Below are 15,106 nucleotides of genomic sequence, written 5' to 3'. Positions count from 1 at the left end.
TGTACCACAACCGCTTCAATAAATAACTATGTTGAGCGTGCAGGCCAAGTGTACTTGTTTTATTGTTTTTTGTCATATGTCCTCCCAAGGTGCCTAGGTCAACCCGGCGCGGGGTAAGTGTGTCAGAATCAAAACGTGCTTTCAGGGTCGCTGTTATCGGGGGTGGCTTCGCAGGGCACTCTGCGGCCCTCTTGCTCGGCAGGTACCTTATTCCGACGTTTCTTTTCGACGACGGCCGGAGGACGAGGAATGCGATGTCGAAGGCTGTTCACGGCTATCTCGGATTTGAAGGGTCACCCCCCGCCACGCTGATCAGGTGCGCGCAAAAAGATATTGCCAGATACCGTAGTGTTAGCAGGATATCCGGACGGGTCAAGAGGGTAAAGAAATTGCGAAACGGCCTTTTCAGGGTCTACTATGGAGCGCAGCGTACTCTGGATGTATGGAGCGTGGTTCTGGCCACCGGCGTTCGTGACGTAAAACCCGATGTGAGAAACTTTCACAGGTTTGATGGAAATGGTGCATGGCACTGCCCGCACTGTGACGGCCTTGAAAGTGCAGGCAGACGACTTGCAATTATCGCATCGGGTGGAAGTGCCGCGGTAGCATATGCAAAAGAGTTTCTGGGATGGACAAATAACATTCGAGTATTCATCAAGCCGCCAGGCGAGGTTTCTGAGCAGGACCAGCAAGACGCTTCATCGCTTGGAATCAAAGTTGTCACTGGCGAAACCATTGTGGAGATAAGCGGCGGACAGGGCACTAAACCGAAAATACTGCTTGCTTCAAGCGGCAAGAAATACAGAGCAGACGTCCTCTTTTACCACCTGGGCTACCTGCCTCAGGTGGAAATCGCAGAGAGCCTTGGTTGCAAGCTCGACGAGGGCTACGTTGCAGTTGACATAAAACAGGAAACCTCCGTTCCCAATGTATTTGCAGCCGGCGACGTCGACAGCGACCGGCACTACGTGGTCCTGGCAGTAGCGGCCGGGGCTTTGGCCGCCATCTCGATCTATGAAAAAATGCTTCGGGAAGGAATCAGGTTTACAAAGTCCCGCAAACCAACTTTTGCAAAACCGGGAGCAAGACTATTAAATCAATGAATTCCCGGTTTGATGGAATTGCAGCGGTGGCTCTTCAAGCAGGAACCGTCAGCATACTCATACCCTGCACTTGAAAAGGAAGGCAAGACTGTCTGGGACGGGGTCTCAAACAATCTGGCTCTAAAGCACCTCCGGACCGTTTGTTCGGGCGACACGATCCTCTTTTACCATACTGGGAAAGAAAAGCAAATCGTCGGAATAATGAAGGCAGTCAAGGTCACCACGGTAGAGGGAGGAACAACGCTTGTTGAAGTGGCTCCCGTCATGAGGTTCCCAAAGCCGGTGCAGCTGTCACAAATAAAGAGCGACCAGGCCTTAGCGCAATGGGAGCTTGTGCGAATTTCAAGGCTGTCGGTGATGCCGGTCCCGCCTCATGTATGGGCGCGAATTGCAGAGTTGGCAGGTCTGAGATCCTCGGACAAGGCGGTCCAGCTTCTGTAACCATCTACCTTTCAGTAATTAATCCTGAATGATTCATGGTAACTGGGAGCCATGGCCGGAAAGTCGCATCAGGGGAATTCCGCAGACTCTGGACTTGACTTCGATCCTTCCTCGGTTTTGAAAATGCTCTCATCCCCCGAGTTCAAGGTAACGCTCTCAAGGGTACACGAAGGAGCCGTCTCTGCCCTCAAGGTTATCCATACGCTAAGTGAAACGGAGACTGTAAAGAAGCTGCAAAAACTGTCCGCTGCCAGTGAATCGATAGCAAACGCAAGCAGGGATCTGGACATGACGGTTAGCAGGCTCAAGCGGGACGGGAAACTGGCCTCGGCTGCAGGGCATTTAGAGTCGGCCTCTGTTTTCATTGATTGCAGCATCACTAATCCCAGCGTCGGCGAACGAGAGGTAGGTGAATCAATTTGTTTAGCGGCGACAGACGTAGTCAGAGCCATTGCTGCAATTATGGGCGAACTCGCAATGCTACTACGTGAGATAAGAGCGAGATAGAACCTGAACGTACAGTCCGAGCGCAGAATAATCTACCTGCAAAATGCTTCGAGATCCTTTTATCAACGTCGGTATCTATTGCTGCCATGAAATATAGAAGCAGAACGGACATAACTGCACAGATTCTAGAAGCTGCGAATGGCGGCGTCACGAAGACAAAGATCATGTACCGTGCTTTCTTATCATATGCACAGCTGAAAGAGTACCTCAGCGTGCTAGTGGAAAATGATCTCCTAGAGTATGTCGAGGGCGAGCAAGTATACCGGACCACCGACAAAGGCAACCGTTTCCTAAAGATCTACAACCAGATAGGAGAATTTGTCGCACCAGACGCGATAGAAAAGTAGCGTCAAAAAAAGCCCCGGCGGGGCGCCAACGCGTCGTTGTGAGACAAGATATAATTAATCGCAGCAGGTCAATACGCGTGTGTCTCCGAAACGCCGCGTCCTGCTCACTTCTCTTATTTTCGCAGCGCTGGGCGTGAGCGTCAGCCTCGGAATTATCGCATCCGGCGGCGGCTTTGGAAGCGGCGCGAGTATCTTCAACCCCCCTACGGACAAGGACGTTTATCACGTAGGGCAGGGGATCCACAACGGGACTGCTCTGACTTACAACTTGGACTCGGTCGGACCTAACAGTTCGCTAAAGTCAGCGAAGGTTTCCATGGTCTTTCATGATACAGGAAAGGACTGGAGAACTGCAGTCAGCGTGACGAACGCAAGTTCGCCTACAAAGCAGGAAACCCTGAATTTTTCCCGGCAGCTTACGATTGAGGGTGAGGTGCCAAAGGATTTCAGGCCTTACTACGAACCGGTCAAGTCATCTATTCTAAACGTCCTGGACATGAGCTTTAACGGCGGCCAGCCAAAATACTTTGTAATCGGCGCGCCATGGGACACGCTAATTTATGGCTCCTCTTATACAACCATAAGGGTTACCGGAAAAGAGGACGTAACCACTCCCGCCGGAACATTTAACGCTTTCGTGCTGTCATATCAGCTTCAAAACCAGACCAGCAAGATCTGGTTCCCGCACGATGCTCCTTTCCCTGTGAAAGCGCAGGTATTTGACCAGCAGGATCAACCCCTTTACAGCTACCAGCTGCTCTCAAACAAGACCGAGAGTTGAAGGCTTTGATGTAACTTATTTTCTGACGGCGTAGACGTTCTCAAGCAACCAATCTCCAAAATCGCGAACCTGAGAATCAATCTTGCACCAAAAGTGAACTGAACCGGGAAGTATTTCGATTCTTTGACCGACTTTGATTATTACTCTGACACCCTCCTTGCCTTCGTACATGTAGGCGTCTTGGGCTTTGATCTCGCTGCCAAGTACCTCTGCGGCTTTTTGCTTGATTACATCACGAGGTATCGGAAAGTTTCTTTTGAATTTATCAAAAACAATCCCGACGTTCTCCGAGCCGTACGAAGAGACATCCGTAATGCTTGCCGGATTTGGAAAGTGGAGCTGCAGGTCGAGCGAGTGCCTCAAGCCGACGAACTTGGCAAGTTCATTGACCTGACGGTATGCCATGTTCGGACTTTTTGAGAGCGACACCTCTATGGAAGCTCTGTTTGATTCAACGTTTGCGCGAAGTTCAGTGAGGAGGCGAGTGAGTTCTTGCATGGGTCCGGCTGTTCCTTATCATGCAAATTGATGACTTTTATATGCTTAGAAACATCCTAATCGCTGCTTGCCGCCGGCATCGACTAGCACCAAATCTGCACAGCTATATGCCCGGGCCAGAAAGACTATTCCTGGCGGGGTCAATAGCCCGGTGAGGTTTTACGAACCATATCCGTTCTTTGCAGTCTCTGCCCGCGGGAGCAAGCTCGTGACTGCAGATCATAAAACGCTCACGGACTATTGCATGGGTTATGGAGGAGTCCTTCTGGGTCATTCCTACCCTGCAGTAATCGACGCAGTCAAGGCTCAACTTGACAATGGCACGCTCTTCTGTACGCCGACCGAAAAAGAAATCCGGCTGGCGGAACTTATCTCAAAGACAGTCCCATGTGCGGAAATGTCGAGGCTTGTAAATACCGGGTCTGAAGCGACGATGCATGCTATACGCCTCTCCCGTGCGTTTACGAAAAGGAAGAAGGTGATAAAACTAGAAGGGGGATACCATGGCGCACATGACTATGTACTCGCAAAGGCCGGTTCGGGCGCGGCAGGCCTTCCGGCTTCTGAAGGTGTCCTGCAGGAGGCCGCCGCAAGCACAATCGTCATACCATACAACGACACAGCCGCCCTTGAGGATGCTGTAAAGAAGAATGCCGACTGTGCATGTCTGCTGATGGAACCTGTCCTGGCAAACATTGGGCTTGTTTTGCCAGACAAGAACTACCTTAATGAAGTGAGGTCAATTACCGAAAAGCACGGGATTGTACTTGTTTTCGATGAAGTCGTTACAGGCTTTAGGCTTGCCCTTGGCGGCGTAAGTGAATTTCTGGGAGTCAAGCCCGACCTTGCCACTTTTGCAAAGGCGCTTGGAAACGGTTTCCCAATCGCCGCCATTTCCGGCAGGCGTGAGATAATGGAGCAGCTCGCCCCTTCGGGCAGGGTCTACCAGGCCAGTACGTTTGCGGGCAACCCTGTCTCCGTCACCGCGGCAATTGCCACTCTCGAGGTGCTGTCTGCGGGCAAGAATTCCATCTATCCTTCAATTGCCAGACGCTGCGACAGGATAGTGGAAGGCATCAGGCAGGAGATGGAAGACAGGCTGTCTGGGACTCTTGATTACACGATAAATTCTATCGGTTCGATGTTTCAGATCTTCTTTACCCGCGAGCGCGTCAGGGACGATTCAAGCGCAAGAAAGTCCGACCTCGGATCGTTTCGCCGGCTCTTTGACGAGCTGCTAAAGAAAGATATCTTTATCCCGCCATCACAATTCGAGACCTGTTTTGTTTCATATGCCCACACCGAGGATGACGGGGACAGGACGATCGAAGCATACGGGGATGCTTTCAGGAAAATCAAGGAAAAGCAGAGTACGGCACCGTGAACTTGGAAAACAAAATGATCGCAAAACCAAAAGGCAGCGGTTCAATCGGCGTAGCGACACGAGGGAGCAAGCTGGCGCTGGCCCAGACGGCAATCGTGCTCCGGCTACTCCGGAGGTCGGGCTTTCGCGGGGACTTTGAGGTCGTCGAGGTGAAAACGACCGGCGATCTGGACAGGAGACGGCCTCTGTTTAGAATGGATCAGAAAGGCATCTTTGAAAAGCAGGTAAACGAAGCCGTTCTCGAGGGACGGGCGGACTTTGCCGTTCACAGCTTGAAGGACGTCCCCTCGGATCTTAGCAGTGAACTTGTGATCGGTTGCGTTCCAAAGCGTGCCAGGCCAAACGACGTGCTCGTTGGCATGGGCGGCCGGAAACTTGAGCAGCTCAGACCGCGAGCGCGAGTCGGGACCAGCAGCCTGCGCAGGGCAGTCCAGCTCCTGCGATTCCGGCAGGATTTGGCCGTGAGTCCGGTGCGCGGGAACATCGAATCGCGCGTAAGAAAGGCCGAATCCGGAGAGTTTGACGCAATTATGCTTGCCTATGCGGGTCTATCCAGGCTTCAGATGCGCCACGTAATCTCGGAAACATTTTCTCTGCGCGACTTTGTGCCGGCTCCGGGGCAGGGCGCGATAGCAATCGTCTGCAGGAAAAAAGACCAAAAGATCCGGCGGATGCTTCAGCAGATTGAGGACTCCAAGTCAAGAGCCGAGGTGGTTGCCGAAAGGTCCGTGGTGGAACTGCTTGAAGGCGGCTGCAGGTTCCCACTCGGCGCGGTTGCGACTTCAAAACCCGGCAGGATGACCCTGCACACCAGCATTTTTTCAGCCGACGGCAGCCAGAACATCACGCTTAGGGAATCAGGAGAAGCCCGTTATGCGGAACAGCTCGGCAAGAGCGTCGCAAAAAAGCTAGTCGCTGCAGGAGCACTGGAGCTGGCGCAGGGGTGGAGGCGCGCAGTCGAAGAATGGAACGGCAAGGGAGGGACCGAAGTCTAGTTGGCTTACGGCAAGGTATACATCTGTGGCGCTGGCCCCGGCGACCCCGGCCTCCTGACGGTAAAGGCCGCAGGGCTGCTCAAGACGTGCGGTGTAGTACTCTATGACAGGCTGGTCTCGACTGACATAATCTCGCAGGTTTCGCCGGGCGCGCTCAAGATTTACGTTGGAAGAGCGGTGGGCGATCCGACCACGCACCAGGAAGAGACAAACCGCAAGATGGTCGAATACGCAAAACAGGGCCTCAGCGTCCTGCGACTAAAAGGCGGCGATCCGTTCATCTTTGGCCGCGGCGCGGAGGAAGCCGAATATCTTGTAGAGAACGGGATAGAATTTGAAATTGTCCCGGGCATCTCGTCGGCGGTCGGCTCGGCGACCTATGCAGGAATACCGCTTACACACCGCTCCTACGCCTCTTCGGTGAGCATCGTGACGGGGCATGAGGAGGAAGGCAAGAAGGATTCGGCCTCGTCGGTGAACTGGTCCATGCTTGCCAAGGCTACGGACACCATCGTCGTCTTGATGGGCATTGGCCAGCTCGAGCAGATTTCACGCGAGCTGGTATCCTCGGGACGCAAAGCGTCAACTCCCGTTGCGATTGTGGAAAACGGCACTACGCCGTCGCAGCGGACTGTCACGGGTACGCTTGAGAATATCGCATCGGTGGCAGCGCGCTCCGGCGTAAAGCCGCCTGCTATAATTGTGATAGGCGACGTCGTGTCTGTCCGGGGCCGGATTGGCGGCTGGTTCAGGGAAAAGGTCGACGGCGCCTAATTGAGCCTTAAGGGCAAGACTGTTGCAATAACCAGGGATGCGTTAACTGCCCGAGAATTCGTTTCCCTGATGGCGCCGGAGGGAGTCAGGGTCATCCCGGTCAGAACAATGTCGGTTAGACCTGCAGGAAAAGCAGCCGGGGATGCATTCCTAAAACTCCTCCGGGAAAAGGACCACGACTACTGCGCATTTCTGAGCCCTCAGTCGGTTCGCGTGCTTTTTGAAATTGCAAACCGCGAGAGTCTTGTCTCTGAACTCAAGAGTAGAAGTGTGATCGCGGTGGGCCCGAAAACTCGCGAGGCCCTCATGGAATTTGGGATAGACAAGGCCGAAATGCCAGCAAACTTTTCGACGGCAGGCCTGATCGATTTGTTCTCGTCCAAGAACCCCGCCGGAAAAAGGATAATCGTCCCGCGCAGCATGCAAGCTGACAGGCAGCTTGCAGATGCCTTGACCGAATTAGGCATGCTGGTTGATGAAATCAAGACATATTCCGTCGAAGCAACAAAGCCATCGCAAGAGCTGATTGAATTTGCCACCGAGCTGTCAAGCCGGAAAATCGATGCAGTCGTTTTTACAAGCGCGTCAAACGTGAGGAATTTTTTCGACATCCTGGATTCTGCCCTTTCAAGCAGTTCGAGGCATGGCCTCGGCGTTGATGAGATAAAGCGGAACATTAAGGCGATATCCATCGGCCCGCAGACAAGCACCGAGCTTCAGAGAAAGGGCGTAAGATTCGTAGAGTCCTCAGAACATACGATAAAGGGCGTCGCGGAACTCGCAAAGAAGGTACTGGTATGATCCTTCTCGATTCTTTTGGTCATGATGGAACTAACATGGAATACAGGGCAAGCCGCAGTTGGATGAATTGGGCGTAAAATAAGGGCGGACGAGCAGAAGCACCCTGCGACGCTGAATGAAGGGCTGATCAGGGACCTTCGCGCAGGAACAGAACGATAGCCACAAATTGCAAACTCCTCTCGGGTTATTTCGCGGAAAGGAAATGAAATGAGCGTCATTCCCGGCGAAAACACTACCGTTTTAATATTGATGGATTGATACTAAGCTCATGCCCGGCGCCTACCTGCTGATAAACGCGCTCCCCGGCATGGAAAAGACCCTTGTGGACGCCATCGCCGAGATCCCGGGGGTAATTTCCGTTGAAGGGGTTTACGGAGACTTTGACCTTATCGCGCGGGTGGAGGTGCCGGTCGGCAACACCATTGGGCCGGTAATTGATGCGGTGCGAAAACTCGACGGAGTCAAGTCTACCCGGACTGTTTCGACAATTGATGGAGAGAGGAAGAGCGGCACAGCAATAGAGTTCCACGGGTCGCCTTCCGACTAGAATAAGATCCGACGGGTCATTTTGCAATCTGACAGAGATACTTACTGTTACACTCCTGACCCCGCTAGACGCCTAAGTGACTGCACGTACGGTATTTAGAGAAATTTTCGATAGTCTTAAAATAGAGCACGGAACCACAGTGTGCGAGGAACCCAGTACGCAATTTGGTAAAGGAGAGACTCATCAGGGGCGACATCCACGCGATCATTGGGCAGCTGCACAGGTTTGAGTTTGGCGAGCATAACATCCTCGTTTACCCCGACTATGAGACCCTCCGGGACCTCTATTCGCAGCATTGCAGGATACGGCTGAAGGAGGGAAATGAGATAGTACTCCTGCTGCCACATTATGAAACCATAAACTCCGTCCGCGAAGCCCTGCGGGAGCTCGACATCGACGTTGCAAAGCACGAGCAGGATAACACGCTTGTTATCATGGATGCTATTACAACGATGTTCAATCCAACGACAGACGACTTTAGGGATTATCTGATGGGCCTTGAGAACCGCGCACGGGCAACTGGCAAGTCCGGCATCTGCATTATCGCGGACATGGGCTCATTCTATCACCTTGGCAAGCTCGACGAGATGATAAGTTACGAGGTTGCAATACCTCCCAAACGACAGGACGTCAAGTCCAGCCTGCTGTGCGTCTATCATAGCAAGGACTTTGAAAGGCTGAGCAAGGAGCACAAGGAGCTCATCTGCCGGTGCCATTATCGTGAAATCCAACTGAACAGTTTGCCGCCCTGACGCAATCTGCTTCTCTAGCTTGCGGTCCTTCACGAGATCTGCCGCGAGTGTCTTCAGAGTAGGGTTTATACCCCCGATCCGCTCAAACAGTCATGCTATTTGGAATCTAGCATGACGGCTTTCCTGAAGCAGAGGATCAGGAAACGGTGGAAAATCCTGACCGTCGTCGCGGCCTCTTGGATAGCCGTCCTCTTTCCCATTCCCTTCCTTCCTCTGTTCAATGCGCCGTACGATCCCACATCAATCAGAGTCACGGTTATGATATTGAGCCTCGCTGCCGTTCCATTCACTCTGCTGGCCCTTTTCATGAACAACGGACGGGGAACAGAGGATTCGGAATTATAGCGCCATTAAGTGCCCATTGGTTGACGCCGGCGCGCTTTAATGCAGCCGCGAAGCGGGCAGTCTGACATAATATTTTTTTCTCTTCTTTTTTTTCAGCCGCCTTAAGTGCTTGTCGACTTAGCTTGTAGTAGACTCTATATTGGATGGCCCAATTGGCGGCACGAGGAAGGATAACGCTGTGCAGGCGACTCAGACGAAAAAATACCGAGTCATGATTGTGGACGATGAAGAGGACATCACCAGCATTTTCAAGATTGGCCTCGAGCGTAACGAGTTTATCGTTACTACCTTTAACGACCCGCTCAAGGCCCTTGCGGCGTTCAAACCGGGGATGTTTGACCTCCTGATGCTTGACATACGAATGCCGGGCCTTAACGGCTTTGAGCTGTACCAAAAGATCCGCAACGTCGACACCACCGTCAAAGTTTGTTTCCTTACCGCGTTTGAAACCTACCGGCCGGAATTCAGCAAGGCGTTCCCGTTCCTTGACGAGGTAAGGTGCTTTTTGAAAAAGCCAATCACGGTCAGCGACTTGATCCAAAAGCTGCTAGATCTGGCTTCGGGCCACAAGTAGGGCCGTCTGCATACTCGAAAGGAAATAACAAAAAGAAGGCATTGACTGTCCTTTGACAGTCGTGGCGAGTCCTAATCGTACTTTACTTCGTGCTTTTCTTTTACCTTGTTTCCGAATTCATCCTTGAATTCGCGTTCTACTTTCTGCTCGTCGGCATCGTTCTTGATTTTCTCTTTGTATTCTCTTTCTGTCACGGTCAAGCATGCCCGATAAGGGTTAAAGCGCTTTGAGACAAAAAGTACAGAAAAATATCTTTTGATAATTAAAGTTCGTCAGAGCACGAAAGCGGGATGCCGTGGCTTCAGAAGATTATACCACGTTTGCCGACTCAAACCCCAAGGGCGACATACAATGAAGGCAGTGTCCAGAACAGAACATGCTGCAGACCAATGAACAATTATAGTCATGGCGCGCTATAATATGGTGCTGGCCCGGGCCTGATCTTCATCCGAAAGGATGATCCCTCACACACCAATCCGGTCCGGCGGCCAGCGCCTTATATAACTACATGCGGGATATCTCTTGCATATAAAGACGGTGAACAAATTATCTACGGGCCGCATTGAACAGCCAGCCCACAGACAACGGTTAACCGATTTATCCTATTTTGAGCCAGAAATGCAGGGGAAAGTACCTAGCAGTGCAACTTTTCTTTGGTCCGCTAATCAAGCAGACGGTGGCAGACGGGCTACCTGTTGCCCGGATCATTCAGCCAATTTCACTCGGCTTGGACCTAATAGGAGTCGGCATAATAGCCTACGGGGCGATCGTGACCCTGATTTTTCTGATACAGGTCGAAGCGCGCGACGTAAAGCAGGCTGGGCTCAATCAGCACTCGATCAAACAACAGTTTACTACGAGGATACTTACTGGGCTTGAGTTCTTTATCGCAGGCGATGTCCTAAAGACTATTCTTAATCCCACCCTGCAATCGCTTGAAGTAGTTGCAATAATAGTCGGCATCCGGGCAGTCTTGAGTTTCCTGCTCAATCGGGAGCTAAAGGATGAGGAAAAGCTTCGATCCGCAGGTCAAAGGGGGCTGGACGCAGCCGAAGGGAAAAGGCCAACTCGCCCGGACATAAAGATTGACAGGAAAAGCGATAACCAGGCCGCATGAGTGAGGACTGGAGGATATCCAGTCTCGGGGTCAAATCAAACAAAAAAAGTAACCGCGCCGGCGTCCTTGCCACCGGAGGCCCAGACTGGAGCCTTGTCTTTATCTGCTCATATTCTCTGCGGAGTCGTAAGCAGTTTGCCGAACAGCTGTGAATCTGCCATCTTGACATGGCCCTCGACCATCTGGCTGAAGGGATAAACCGTGTCGATCGTGGGCTTTATCATGCCCCTGCTCACCCACCTTATGACTTCCTCCAGGCCTGCCCTTGTTCCCTGTGTGGCGCCAAGCAGGTTGATACCTTTGAAAAACAGATACCGGAGGTCCAAAGGAGAATCATAGCCGGTGGTTGCGCCTGTTGACACCAGTGTCCCTCCCATCTTCAGCAGGCCAACCTCCTCCGGAAAAGTGGACTTGCCGATGTGTTCAAAGACGAGGTCCACTCCCTGCTTGTTCGTAATCTTGCGTACCTCCTTGTGCCAGCCCGGCTCCCTGTGGTTGACAGCAAAATCGGCCCCAAGCTCAAGGCATTTGTCCATTTTCTCCTTATTGCCCGCCGTGGCGATTACATCGCAATTGAACAATTTTGCGATCTGAATCCCTGCTATTCCCATGCCACTGCCCCCGCCCATAATTAGAACGGTCTGGCCCGGTTTTATCCTTGCACGGGTAACAAGCATGTGCCACGCAGTCATCCCGACCATGGAGATGGCCGCCGCGTCATTGAACGACACCTCGTCAGGTATCTTTACGACGTTTACTTCCGGCAGGTGCGTGTACTGGGCAAAACCCCCCCAGAGCGGTCCGGTCTGAAAGCCCCACACCTTCCGGTCAGAACAGTCGTATTCTCTGCCAGACGTGCATTCGTAACAGACCCTGCAGGTCAGGTTCGGATATGAAACAACCCTGTCTCCGGCCTTGATATTGCCGGTCACATTCTCGCCCACCTCCGCTACAGTGCCTGCGATGTCGCTCCCTGAAATGTGAGGCATGGGAATCTTGATAGGCTGACCCCATATTCCCCACAGGTCATTGTAATTGTATGATGCCGCTTCGACCTTCACCAACACCTCGTTTGGTCTTGGCCTTGGCGTCTCGACTTCTTCAATTTTCACAACCTGCCTGGGATCCTTGCTATGCTCCCGGTAAACTGCTGCCTTCATTTGTGCTCTCGATTCATTCGATTGAGGTCATATATTTTTCATTAAATTTCCTTTGCCAGAGTCTGCGATAACGAGATTTAGATTCCTGCAATATTGCCAAGGTTCGAATAGCCTGCCACCAATTACATCATTGGGAGTTCTAATAGAGGAGCCTATGTACTTGCAACCAATCGTTTTGCCAACCTTAAAGGAAAATTGGTCAAAAATGGGATTTTACCGCTGAACTGGCTAAATGACTTCTAGGTCGAAAACGCGATGACCATTTGGCGATCCGGTTGTTGCTCGCACCAAAGCTTGTCACGTAAAGTTCTAGATTCACTGTGATAATTCTGTGCTTGGGAACCAGATACACTGCATTGCAATGCATGCTTACTATTATTATAAAAAGAAAATACCACTCACATATGGTCGGGCAAAAGTCCTTTTCGGAGGCTCTTGGTAACAATCGGGCTCTCATACGTCTGGCAATTTCAGTTGCAATCCCTTTATCCGCGGGAGCAATTGGTGCTGCCCTAACAGCCAGTTCTATTGCAACATGGTATCAATTGATTGAAAAACCCTGGTTCACTCCTCCAAATTGGGTCTTTGGTCCTGCATGGACGGTGCTATATGTGCTGATGGGAGTATCCTTGTACCTTGTTTGGAGAAGAACAGTGATCGACAGGAGCAAACTTGGTATAAGACCTGCTGCATTTACTGCGTTCGGACTCCAGCTAGGCCTGAATGTGCTTTGGTCATTTCTATTCTTTAGTCTGAGGTCTCCTCAACTTGCATTTGTAGAGATCGTAATATTGCTGGCAAGCATCGCGGCGACAGTAATTATCTTTCATAAAATATCAAGAACCGCATCATTCATTTTGTTGCCATATGTTGGATGGGTCGCATTCGCATCCCTCCTAAACCTAGGGGTTTGGCTTCTGAATCCCTAATAAACACCGCAAATCAGCGTCAAGGGAACAAGGATTGGAATCACGACAAGTTTCGATTTGCTGCTTGGCTCTCATTTCCTGTTCCTTCAATCTCGACTCTCGACAGGAACAGTTCTATCTTCTTCCGATACTGCCGCTTGGTCTCCTGACTGCCTACAGCGTTTAGAAAATGCTCGAGTGGTTCGGTCAGGGCTGCATTCATGTTCCAGTTTGCAGGTATGTAGGTCGAGTCTAATCTAAGGTGCTTGAGAGAAGCGGGTTCGGTGGGATTCGGACCCACGACATTTTAACCCAGAATTTGCGAAACTGCTGACTGGTTAAGAGCCAGACGCTCTACCTGGCTGAGCTACGAACCCTGCAGAAATTTTCGTGGATAAAGTTCAATTTAAATCAAACTAGAACCAGCATTGCCAAAAATATTTTCGGATTAGCGGAAAAGAGAATAAAGGCGTAAAAGCAGGCGCCTAAGAAACTTTGGCCGTCTGCTGCTTTTGTTCGATTATCTTTACTATTGCTTCAGACACCGAGCAGTTCAGCTTTTCCTTCTCTCGAAGGATGTGCCTGTAGGCATCAAGCGTAATGTAGACCGGAATTGAGCCCGTGCCTTCCAGCAACGCCTTGACCCGCAACAGACCGTTTTCCATACCGCGCTCTGCAATCTTTTTCAGCTTCACCTTGTCGATAAAGTTGCCAAGCGGTCCCATCGGCATGTCGTACTCTACTTCCATTCCAGTCTTGGTCTTTTTCTCGCCAAGCTCCTCAAAGCTTACGGTGATCTGCCACTGCTTGAAAGGACCTTCAATCATTTTGGCTACGATCTTTCTCTGTGGAACGTACTCGTTGGTTTCGCAATCCCACTCAAGCCGTTTGCCATCAAAATCGCCGCTAATCCTAAAAATCGTTCCAACGCCAAAACCGTTCTTAACTTCGACCGGTATTACGCTCAAGCCCATGTTCTCCGGGAACTGATCCGCCATGTGTTCCGGCCTTGCAAAATACGTAAACACCTCGGAGACTGGCGCGTTAATTTCGATGGTCTTGTTTATAACGGTCATTTAAAGCATCAATCCTTAGTTCAGAATTTAAAGGTTTTGACATAGCTCGCCCGCCGCACCCACGCGAATCCCGTCACGCCATCCATAAGAAGACGGGATAAGAATTGAAGCGGGCCGCCAGCTAGCCAATAGAATGGCAGATGGTTTTCGACGAGAATTGAGACTCCAAATTTATGTTTCTTGATACTTTTTACAATAAAAGCCGACGCGTGGCTGATACTAATGGCATTTATCTTATCGAGCATACTGTCACCTTCTATTAAAATCGATAAGTGTAAACTCGCTTCCCTTCGTTAATGACATGAAAAGTCAGAACTTTACAGTAGCCATTGCGCTCGCTGTTGCAGCAACAATAGCGTTTGCGGCAATCGGCTCGGCCTCCCTTGCGCACTATGCAAGCGCGCAATCGGCAGGAAATTCGACAAACACCACAAGCAACCAAACATCAACTTCAGGCAACTCGACAAACACTGCTCCTACAATCAAAATTACAAGTCCGGTGAACGATTCAACAGTTAGCAGCCGTTCATTCTCTGTAAACGGCACAGCCAGCGGTACTGAACTGGCCAACGTAACCGTTAGCGTTGACGGCGGTGCTGCCGCTCTTGCAAAGGGCACCGACAACTGGACATTTGCCGCTTCTGTAATTGCAGATGGAAAGCACAACATCGTTGCAACAGTAATGGACAAATCAGGCAAAACCTCGAACGACACAATATCAGTCAACGTAATGACGCCAGCGCCAGCCAGCAACAACACCCAGTCTAACGCAACTTCGACTGCTTCGACCACAACCGCAGCTCCAGCATCTGGAAGCTCTATTGTCCAGCAGGGCACCATAGCAAGCAACTCTACCGGCTTTGCAACCATCCTTGCACCAACCGACTCTGTCTATACCGGCACCATCAGCTATGCTGCAGGAAGCTCTGCCGAGCTGTACGTACTTCATGCATACGGCATCAGCAGCAGCCAGAACGTAAGCAGCCAGTTCAGCGC

General features: G+C 51.2%; 20 protein-coding genes and 1 tRNA gene. 15 read left to right on the top strand and 6 right to left on the bottom strand.

Going from position 1 to position 15,106, the window contains the following annotated elements:
* The first annotated feature begins 119 nt into the window (after positions 1–119).
* From ABI361_04490 to ABI361_04470, 5 genes are all read left to right on the top strand, one after another.
* Positions 120–1,103, top strand: a complete 984-nt coding sequence (locus ABI361_04490) for an NAD(P)/FAD-dependent oxidoreductase (protein MEO9319911.1) — start codon at positions 120–122, stop codon at positions 1,101–1,103.
* Between the two features lie 18 nt (positions 1,104–1,121).
* Entirely contained in the window at positions 1,122–1,544 is a 423-nt protein-coding gene (locus ABI361_04485; GenBank protein ID MEO9319910.1) for an EVE domain-containing protein, read from the top strand.
* A gap of 51 nt (positions 1,545–1,595) precedes the next feature.
* Complete coding sequence (locus tag ABI361_04480) at positions 1,596–2,051, top strand: hypothetical protein (protein ID MEO9319909.1); 456 nt, start codon at positions 1,596–1,598, stop codon at positions 2,049–2,051.
* A gap of 86 nt (positions 2,052–2,137) precedes the next feature.
* The gene (locus ABI361_04475) at positions 2,138–2,398 is read left to right on the top strand and encodes a winged helix-turn-helix domain-containing protein (GenBank protein MEO9319908.1); all 261 of its coding nucleotides are present in this window, start codon (positions 2,138–2,140) and stop codon (positions 2,396–2,398) included.
* A 79-nt stretch (positions 2,399–2,477) separates the two neighbouring features.
* Positions 2,478–3,179 carry a hypothetical protein gene (locus tag ABI361_04470; GenBank protein MEO9319907.1) on the top strand — a complete coding sequence of 234 codons (702 nt, stop codon included), beginning with the start codon at positions 2,478–2,480 and terminating at the stop codon, positions 3,177–3,179.
* A 15-nt stretch (positions 3,180–3,194) separates the two neighbouring features.
* Here the strand turns inward: ABI361_04470 and ABI361_04465 are convergent, their stop codons facing one another.
* Positions 3,195–3,677 carry a hypothetical protein gene (locus ABI361_04465; GenBank protein ID MEO9319906.1) on the bottom strand — a complete coding sequence of 161 codons (483 nt, stop codon included), beginning with the start codon at positions 3,675–3,677 and terminating at the stop codon, positions 3,195–3,197.
* 67 nt (positions 3,678–3,744) lie between these two features.
* Between ABI361_04465 and ABI361_04460 the strand changes: the two genes are divergently transcribed.
* The 6 genes from ABI361_04460 to ABI361_04435 all read left to right on the top strand — a co-directional run bounded on the left by ABI361_04460 (position 3,745) and on the right by ABI361_04435 (position 8,930).
* Entirely contained in the window at positions 3,745–5,061 is a 1,317-nt protein-coding gene (locus ABI361_04460; protein ID MEO9319905.1) for a glutamate-1-semialdehyde 2,1-aminomutase, read from the top strand.
* Positions 5,062–5,063: 2 nt separating this feature from the next.
* Positions 5,064–6,056, top strand: coding sequence for a hydroxymethylbilane synthase (hemC, locus tag ABI361_04455; protein MEO9319904.1), 993 nt, complete (start codon positions 5,064–5,066; stop codon positions 6,054–6,056).
* Positions 6,057–6,830 (top strand): uroporphyrinogen-III C-methyltransferase, encoded by a 774-nt coding sequence (gene cobA, locus ABI361_04450; protein ID MEO9319903.1) that lies wholly within the window; start codon positions 6,057–6,059, stop codon positions 6,828–6,830. It begins immediately after the preceding gene.
* On the top strand, positions 6,831–7,631 hold the full coding sequence (locus ABI361_04445) for a uroporphyrinogen-III synthase (protein ID MEO9319902.1): 801 nt from the start codon (positions 6,831–6,833) through the stop codon (positions 7,629–7,631).
* A gap of 268 nt (positions 7,632–7,899) precedes the next feature.
* Entirely contained in the window at positions 7,900–8,178 is a 279-nt protein-coding gene (locus ABI361_04440) for an Lrp/AsnC ligand binding domain-containing protein (protein MEO9319901.1), read from the top strand.
* Between the two features lie 164 nt (positions 8,179–8,342).
* Positions 8,343–8,930: an MEDS domain-containing protein gene (locus ABI361_04435; GenBank protein MEO9319900.1), complete on the top strand. Its 588-nt coding sequence runs from the start codon at positions 8,343–8,345 to the stop codon at positions 8,928–8,930.
* Between the two features lie 95 nt (positions 8,931–9,025).
* Here ABI361_04435 and ABI361_04430 read toward each other — a convergent pair whose 3' ends face one another.
* Complete coding sequence (locus ABI361_04430) at positions 9,026–9,238, bottom strand: hypothetical protein (GenBank protein MEO9319899.1); 213 nt, start codon at positions 9,236–9,238, stop codon at positions 9,026–9,028.
* Between the two features lie 176 nt (positions 9,239–9,414).
* On the opposite strand from ABI361_04430, the gene ABI361_04425 reads away from it, so the two are divergent.
* A complete protein-coding gene (locus ABI361_04425) occupies positions 9,415–9,849 on the top strand; it encodes a response regulator (protein ID MEO9319898.1) in 435 nt (144 codons plus the stop codon).
* A 71-nt stretch (positions 9,850–9,920) separates the two neighbouring features.
* Here ABI361_04425 and ABI361_04420 read toward each other — a convergent pair whose 3' ends face one another.
* The gene (locus tag ABI361_04420; protein MEO9319897.1) at positions 9,921–10,043 is read right to left on the bottom strand and encodes a hypothetical protein; all 123 of its coding nucleotides are present in this window, start codon (positions 10,041–10,043) and stop codon (positions 9,921–9,923) included.
* Positions 10,044–10,489: 446 nt separating this feature from the next.
* Between ABI361_04420 and ABI361_04415 the strand changes: the two genes are divergently transcribed.
* Positions 10,490–10,966 (top strand): DUF1622 domain-containing protein, encoded by a 477-nt coding sequence (locus ABI361_04415; GenBank protein ID MEO9319896.1) that lies wholly within the window; start codon positions 10,490–10,492, stop codon positions 10,964–10,966.
* 107 nt (positions 10,967–11,073) lie between these two features.
* Here ABI361_04415 and ABI361_04410 read toward each other — a convergent pair whose 3' ends face one another.
* The gene (locus ABI361_04410; GenBank protein MEO9319895.1) at positions 11,074–12,126 is read right to left on the bottom strand and encodes a zinc-binding dehydrogenase; all 1,053 of its coding nucleotides are present in this window, start codon (positions 12,124–12,126) and stop codon (positions 11,074–11,076) included.
* 404 nt (positions 12,127–12,530) lie between these two features.
* Here ABI361_04410 and ABI361_04405 point away from each other — a divergent pair, with 404 nt between their 5' ends.
* A complete protein-coding gene (locus ABI361_04405) occupies positions 12,531–13,055 on the top strand; it encodes a TspO/MBR family protein (GenBank protein ID MEO9319894.1) in 525 nt (174 codons plus the stop codon).
* A 255-nt stretch (positions 13,056–13,310) separates the two neighbouring features.
* On the opposite strand, the gene ABI361_04400 is transcribed toward ABI361_04405, so the two are convergent.
* Both ABI361_04400 and ABI361_04395 read right to left on the bottom strand, forming a co-directional pair.
* Positions 13,311–13,411, bottom strand: a tRNA-Lys gene (locus ABI361_04400).
* Between the two features lie 108 nt (positions 13,412–13,519).
* Positions 13,520–14,110, bottom strand: coding sequence for an SRPBCC family protein (locus ABI361_04395; GenBank protein ID MEO9319893.1), 591 nt, complete (start codon positions 14,108–14,110; stop codon positions 13,520–13,522).
* Between the two features lie 301 nt (positions 14,111–14,411).
* Between ABI361_04395 and ABI361_04390 the strand changes: the two genes are divergently transcribed.
* The coding region (locus tag ABI361_04390) for a hypothetical protein (GenBank protein MEO9319892.1) at positions 14,412–15,106 on the top strand (695 nt) is incomplete at its 3' end.

Origin of the sequence: Nitrososphaera sp. (assembly GCA_039938515.1) — an archaeon.
GTDB lineage: Archaea > Thermoproteota > Nitrososphaeria > Nitrososphaerales > Nitrososphaeraceae > Nitrososphaera.
This window is presented reverse-complemented; position numbering and strand designations above follow the sequence as displayed.

Excerpts from the sequence above, each read along its gene's own strand:
- ABI361_04395 (MEO9319893.1), bottom strand. The coding sequence starts at position 14,110 with ATGACCGTTATAAACAAGACCATCGAAATTAACGCGCCAGTCTCCGAG.
- ABI361_04410 (MEO9319895.1), bottom strand. The coding sequence starts at position 12,126 with ATGAAGGCAGCAGTTTACCGGGAGCATAGCAAGGATCCCAGGCAGGTT.
- ABI361_04440 (MEO9319901.1), top strand. The coding sequence starts at position 7,900 with ATGCCCGGCGCCTACCTGCTGATAAACGCGCTCCCCGGCATGGAAAAG.
- ABI361_04405 (MEO9319894.1), top strand. The coding sequence starts at position 12,531 with ATGGTCGGGCAAAAGTCCTTTTCGGAGGCTCTTGGTAACAATCGGGCT.
- ABI361_04430 (MEO9319899.1), bottom strand. The coding sequence starts at position 9,238 with ATGAAAAGGGCCAGCAGAGTGAATGGAACGGCAGCGAGGCTCAATATC.
- ABI361_04475 (MEO9319908.1), top strand. The coding sequence starts at position 2,138 with ATGAAATATAGAAGCAGAACGGACATAACTGCACAGATTCTAGAAGCT.
- ABI361_04465 (MEO9319906.1), bottom strand. The coding sequence starts at position 3,677 with ATGCAAGAACTCACTCGCCTCCTCACTGAACTTCGCGCAAACGTTGAA.
- ABI361_04480 (MEO9319909.1), top strand. The coding sequence starts at position 1,596 with ATGGCCGGAAAGTCGCATCAGGGGAATTCCGCAGACTCTGGACTTGAC.